The sequence below is a fragment of the Aneurinibacillus sp. UBA3580 genome, assembly GCF_002375825.1.
Taxonomy (GTDB): domain Bacteria; phylum Bacillota; class Bacilli; order Aneurinibacillales; family Aneurinibacillaceae; genus Aneurinibacillus; species Aneurinibacillus danicus.
Map to the genome: position 1 here is coordinate 1 of NZ_DFMZ01000133.1, position 4,843 is coordinate 4,843.

Consider the following 4,843-nt stretch of genomic DNA (forward strand, 5'->3'; position numbering starts at 1 on the left):
AAGGCGAACGCCTTTTTCTTCTCTGGATCTCCTTTCCTCTTTTTCTCCTTCTTTCCTCATGATTTTCACAGAAAACCACCATGGCGTCTCAGCCGCAACCCCGACATGAAAATCATGGGAAGAACAATTGACTTTTGCGGTACGAAGGAAAAGAGAGAAAAGAACGAGAGGATGATTTCAATGTGGAAAAAGGCGAACGCCTTTTTCTACCCTGGATCTTTTTTCCTCTTCCCTTTCCTTCTTTCTTCGTGATTTTCACAGAAAAAAGCGAGCATATTGGCTCGCTTTTTTAAGGATCTAGCATTACGATAATTTAACCCAACCGTTTTTAATCGACATAACGACAGCCTGGGTACGGTCCTGCACATCAAGCTTCTGCAGAATGCTGCTGACATGGTTCTTAACCGTTTTCTCGCTGATGAACAGCTCTTCGCCGATCATACGGTTGCTTTTCCCTTCCGCCATCAACTGCAGTACTTCGCGCTCACGCGGCGTAAGCGCCAGAATGTTGCTTTCTTTGTCGCTGCCGCCAAGGTCGCTGACATCGCTGAGCAGCACGTTCTCATCGTGGCTGTGCTCGATGCTGCTGAGACGGCGGAACTCGGTAATGAGCTTGCCGGTTACTTTTGGATGAATATACGCTTCACCCTGTGCCACCGAATTAATCGCTTCGATCAGCGCGTCGGAATCCATCTCTTTCAATAAGTAACCGGCCGCACCTGAGCGCAGGGATTTATATACATAGTTCTCATCGTCATGGATGGACAGAATGATAATGCGGGACTCCGGCGAGCGCTCCTTAATACGCTGGGTCGCCTGCACACCGGTCATCTTCGGCATGTTAATGTCCATCAGAATGACATCCGGCTGGTATTCGACGGCCATCTGGCACGCCTCTTCGCCGTCGGAAGCCTCGCCAACAATCTCGAAACGCTCTTCCATTTCTAAAATTCGTTTGACACCTTCACGAAACAGTTTGTGATCGTCTACTAGTAAAATTGAAATCTTTTGGTCCGTCATACTAACCTCCATACATTAAGGTGTTGTTTGCTTGTTATCATGAATACGAAGGGGAATGCTAAACAGGACGCTTGTCCCTTTGCCGGGTCTGGAATGAATCTTCATCTTGCCCTGCAAAAGCTTGACCCTCTCTCTCATCCCCATTATTCCAAACTGCGGCCGCTCGGCCCGGGTGGATTGGTCGAATCCCACCCCGTCGTCCATTACGCGGAAATGCACGACATGCGGCTTAAACTCCAGCCGCACTTCCACATTTCGGGCTTGTGCATGCTTCGCTGTATTGTTCAGGGACTCCTGAATCAGGCGAAAGACTGCGACTTCGATTGAGTTCTGCAGGCGGCGCTCCGGGGTTAGCAACGTAAGTTTTGCCCCGATACCGTGACGTTTTTGGTACTCTTCCAAATATTTTCGAAGCGTAGGCACAAGTCCCAGGTCATCGAGAGCCATTGGACGCAGGTCAAAAATAATTTTCCTTGCATCTACCAGACTTGCCCTTGTAAGCTCTTTTAATAACCTGAGTTCGACTTTTGCTTCGTCAATTCGATTCTGATTCAGCATTCTCTCAACAATTTCACTCCGCAGCGTCACGTTCGCCATCGATTGTGCGGGACCATCGTGAATATCGCGGGCTACCCGCTTGCGCTCTTCTTCCTGAGCCTGGATGATCTGAATCCCGAGAAGCTGCTGCTGCTGGGCCGACTCCAGTGCAATGCCTACCTTCTTCAAATCGCCCTGCAGGTAGTTTAGCACACTTCCCATCTGGGCAATCAAGTTCTCGGACTTCTCGATGGTCTGCAAAATGCTGCGGTGGCGGCGCTCCAATTCATCCCTGCGCTGCCTAAGACGCAGTTCCTTATCTCTTGAGAGCGAGAGTTGAATCTGCATTTGGCTGGCTTCTTCGTAAGCTTCGCGGATGTCAGTCTCACTGTACTGTCGAAAGTTGCGGCTAATCGCAGCCAGTTTCTGGCGCGCCTGTCTTGCCTTCAAATCCAGCTCATCTGTCTGGCGAATCACCCGCTCAATCTCAGTCTTCAGGGCTTCCAACTCGAGGCTGATATGATTACGCTCTTTGTGCGCGTTCTCAGCAATATCAAAGATTTTCTCTTTGCTTTGTTCCACGGACGAAATCGTCCTGTTCATGATCTCATCGAGCACGTGGATATCAATGTTGGCCTCGGCCATGTATATCCCCTTCCTCACCATTAGCCAATAAGTACCATTCCAATTGTTACCTTCTACGCTTCTCTTCCACGAGCTTGTTTTCCTTTATAGGTAAGGAGAACAAAAACTCTTTACCTATTGTACCATTCATCCCAAATAAACAAAACAAGACCCATACACTATTGAAGTGATGGGCCTTTGGTTGGTTCTTATTAGCGTGTGGACAGTTCTGAGGCTTCTTTCTTAAGGATTTCCGCCTTGTCCGTTTGCTCCCATGGTACATTTAGGTCATTACGTCCAAAATGTCCATAAGCAGCGGTTCCGCGGTACATCGGACGGCGCAAGTCGAGCTGCTTAATGATTCCTGCCGGACGAAGGTCAAAATGCTTGCGAACAAGCTGAACGAGGATATCTTCGTCCACTTTGCCTGTACCGAACGTATCAACGCTGATGGAAACAGGCTGTGCTACACCAATCGCATAAGCCACTTGAACTTCACACTTCTCTGCCAGTCCTGCTGCAACAATGTTCTTCGCCACGTAGCGTGCTGCGTACGCGCCGGAGCGGTCAACCTTTGTCGGATCCTTGCCGGAGAAGGCGCCGCCGCCGTGACGAGCGTATCCGCCGTACGTATCAACGATAATCTTACGTCCGGTAAGTCCTGCGTCGCCCTGCGGTCCGCCGATAACGAAGCGGCCGGTCGGGTTGATAAAATACTTCGTGTTCTCATCAAGGAACTCTTCCGGAACGATCGGTTTGATAACATGTTCTTTCAGGTCGCTCTGGATTTGCTCAAGCGTTACCGCCGGGTCATGCTGCGTGGAGATAACGATGGTATCTACGCGTACCGGCTTATCTCCTTCGTATTCAATCGTCACTTGCGTTTTTCCGTCCGGGCGGAGGTACTCAAGTGTACCGTTTTTGCGAACTTCCGTCAGACGACGGGACAACTTATGAGCCAGGGAAATCGGAAGCGGCATCAATTCCGGCGTCTCGTTGCAGGCGAAGCCAAACATTAAGCCCTGGTCACCGGCGCCAATTGCTTCGATTTGCTCATCCGTCATTTGACCTTCGCGCGCTTCAAGCGCCTGATCGACGCCCTGTGCAATGTCAGGAGATTGCTCATCGATAGAAGTTAAAACCGCGCAAGTGTCAGCATCAAAGCCGAATTTTGCGCGAGTATATCCGATTTCACGGATGGTTTCGCGAACTACTTTCGGGATATCCACATAGCAACTTGTCGTAATCTCGCCGGCTACGAGTACCATACCTGTCGTGACAGATGTCTCTGCCGCTACGCGAGCATTCGGGTCTTTGTCAAGAATTGCATCGAGAATAGCATCAGAGATCTGGTCACAAATCTTATCGGGATGGCCCTCTGTAACCGATTCTGATGTGAAGAGATGACGGCCTTTTTTCAGCGCCATATTCACGTACCTCCTTATAAACCATAATTAATGGATGGTCTTACCAAGATACGGTACTCCCTCCCCAAACCTGTCGCAAAGCAGTAAAAAAACCTTTTCCATTCTACTATGTCCTGGAAAAGGGTCGATTTTTTACTCATTCTTTGCCCTTTATCTTCCAGACACAAGTATGTATCCGCATACCGTTCTGCTGGTTAGCACCGTTCATCGCGCCCAGAAAGCGTCCTGCTAGCTAGAGCTTGTCTGCGCCTTCTTCCTTAAGGGTAGCGGTGTGGTTGCCGGGCTTCATCGGGCCAGTCCCTCCGCCTGCTCGGGATATAAGGGTCTTCCGTTCTAGTTGAGGATATCTTATTTCTTTGGTTGTGTCAACATGGAAAGAGGAACAGGGAAAAAATACGTTAGTGTTTTCTGCAAAGAAGCAGAAGCGTACGAAAAACGCGCGGGCGTTTTTCTTTGCTTACGAATGGAGAGAAGGCAACGGTATAGTGTAGCAATATGTTCGACGACAATGTGATAAAATGAAAATAACAAAAACCTGAAAAGGGGCGGAACTATGAGCGATGCGACATTATCCCGTTTTGACTCTAATCGCAGATACACATACGCCGATTATCTAAATTGGACGAATGATGAGCGCTGGGAATTGGTTGACGGAGTTCCGTATGCGATGAGTCCGGCACCTTCACGCAAGCACCAGGAAGTATTGGGAGAGCTTTCAAGACAGTTCGCCAACTATCTTGTCGGCAAGCCATGCAGGTCCTATATTGCTCCTTTTGATGTCCGTCTTTTTGCTGAGGACAAATCGGATGAGCAGATCGTAAATGTTGTACAGCCAGATTTGACAGTCGTATGCGATGACAGCAAGTTGGACGATAGGGGATGCAAAGGAACGCCTGATTTAGTTGTCGAAATCCTCTCACCAGCCACAGGAAAACAGGACAGATGGTTAAAATATAAACTTTATGAACGTGTAGGAGTTAAAGAGTATTGGATTGTCGACCCTCTGCTTCAGACAGTAGAAGTTTTTATACTGGATGATGAGAGATATATATTGAGCGGCGTTTTTGGAAATAAAGACATGCTCCGTGTCACGCTCTTTGAAGATTTGGAGATTGATTTACGGCTGGTCTTTAATTGAGATAAAATCACCATGGCATTCAGCCGCAACCCAGGGATGAAAATCGAAGGCAAGACGGCTGACTTTTGCGATATGAAGGAAAAGAGAGGAAAGAATG

Annotated in this window: 5 protein-coding genes and 1 riboswitch; of the genes, 2 read left to right on the forward strand and 3 right to left on the reverse strand. The window is 48.6% G+C overall.

Annotated features, from left to right (window positions below):
* Positions 1–252, forward strand: a 252-nt coding sequence (locus B2899_RS17460; protein WP_286887418.1) for a hypothetical protein, incomplete at its 5' end; no start/stop codon positions are given.
* 51 nt (positions 253–303) lie between these two features.
* Here the strand turns inward: B2899_RS17460 and B2899_RS17465 are convergent.
* The 3 genes from B2899_RS17465 to metK all read right to left on the reverse strand — a co-directional run bounded on the left by B2899_RS17465 (position 304) and on the right by metK (position 3,608).
* Positions 304–1,020 (reverse strand): response regulator, encoded by a 717-nt coding sequence (locus B2899_RS17465; RefSeq protein WP_170230260.1) that lies wholly within the window; start codon positions 1,018–1,020, stop codon positions 304–306.
* Between the two features lie 15 nt (positions 1,021–1,035).
* Positions 1,036–2,202: a sensor histidine kinase gene (locus B2899_RS17470; protein ID WP_286887422.1), complete on the reverse strand. Its 1,167-nt coding sequence runs from the start codon at positions 2,200–2,202 to the stop codon at positions 1,036–1,038.
* A gap of 191 nt (positions 2,203–2,393) precedes the next feature.
* Entirely contained in the window at positions 2,394–3,608 is a 1,215-nt protein-coding gene (gene metK / locus B2899_RS17475) for a methionine adenosyltransferase (RefSeq protein WP_146810343.1), read from the reverse strand.
* Between the two features lie 147 nt (positions 3,609–3,755).
* Positions 3,756–3,930, reverse strand: a riboswitch (SAM riboswitch).
* A gap of 231 nt (positions 3,931–4,161) precedes the next feature.
* Here metK and B2899_RS17480 point away from each other — a divergent pair.
* Complete coding sequence (locus tag B2899_RS17480; RefSeq protein WP_286887425.1) at positions 4,162–4,746, forward strand: Uma2 family endonuclease; 585 nt, start codon at positions 4,162–4,164, stop codon at positions 4,744–4,746.
* The last annotated feature ends 97 nt before the right edge of the window (positions 4,747–4,843 follow it).

Bases quoted from the DNA above. Each gene is read 5' to 3' on its own strand.
- B2899_RS17465 (WP_170230260.1), bottom strand. From the start codon at position 1,020: ATGACGGACCAAAAGATTTCAATTTTACTAGTAGACGATCACAAACTG.
- B2899_RS17470 (WP_286887422.1), bottom strand. From the start codon at position 2,202: ATGGCCGAGGCCAACATTGATATCCACGTGCTCGATGAGATCATGAAC.
- metK (WP_146810343.1), bottom strand. From the start codon at position 3,608: ATGGCGCTGAAAAAAGGCCGTCATCTCTTCACATCAGAATCGGTTACA.
- B2899_RS17480 (WP_286887425.1), top strand. From the start codon at position 4,162: ATGAGCGATGCGACATTATCCCGTTTTGACTCTAATCGCAGATACACA.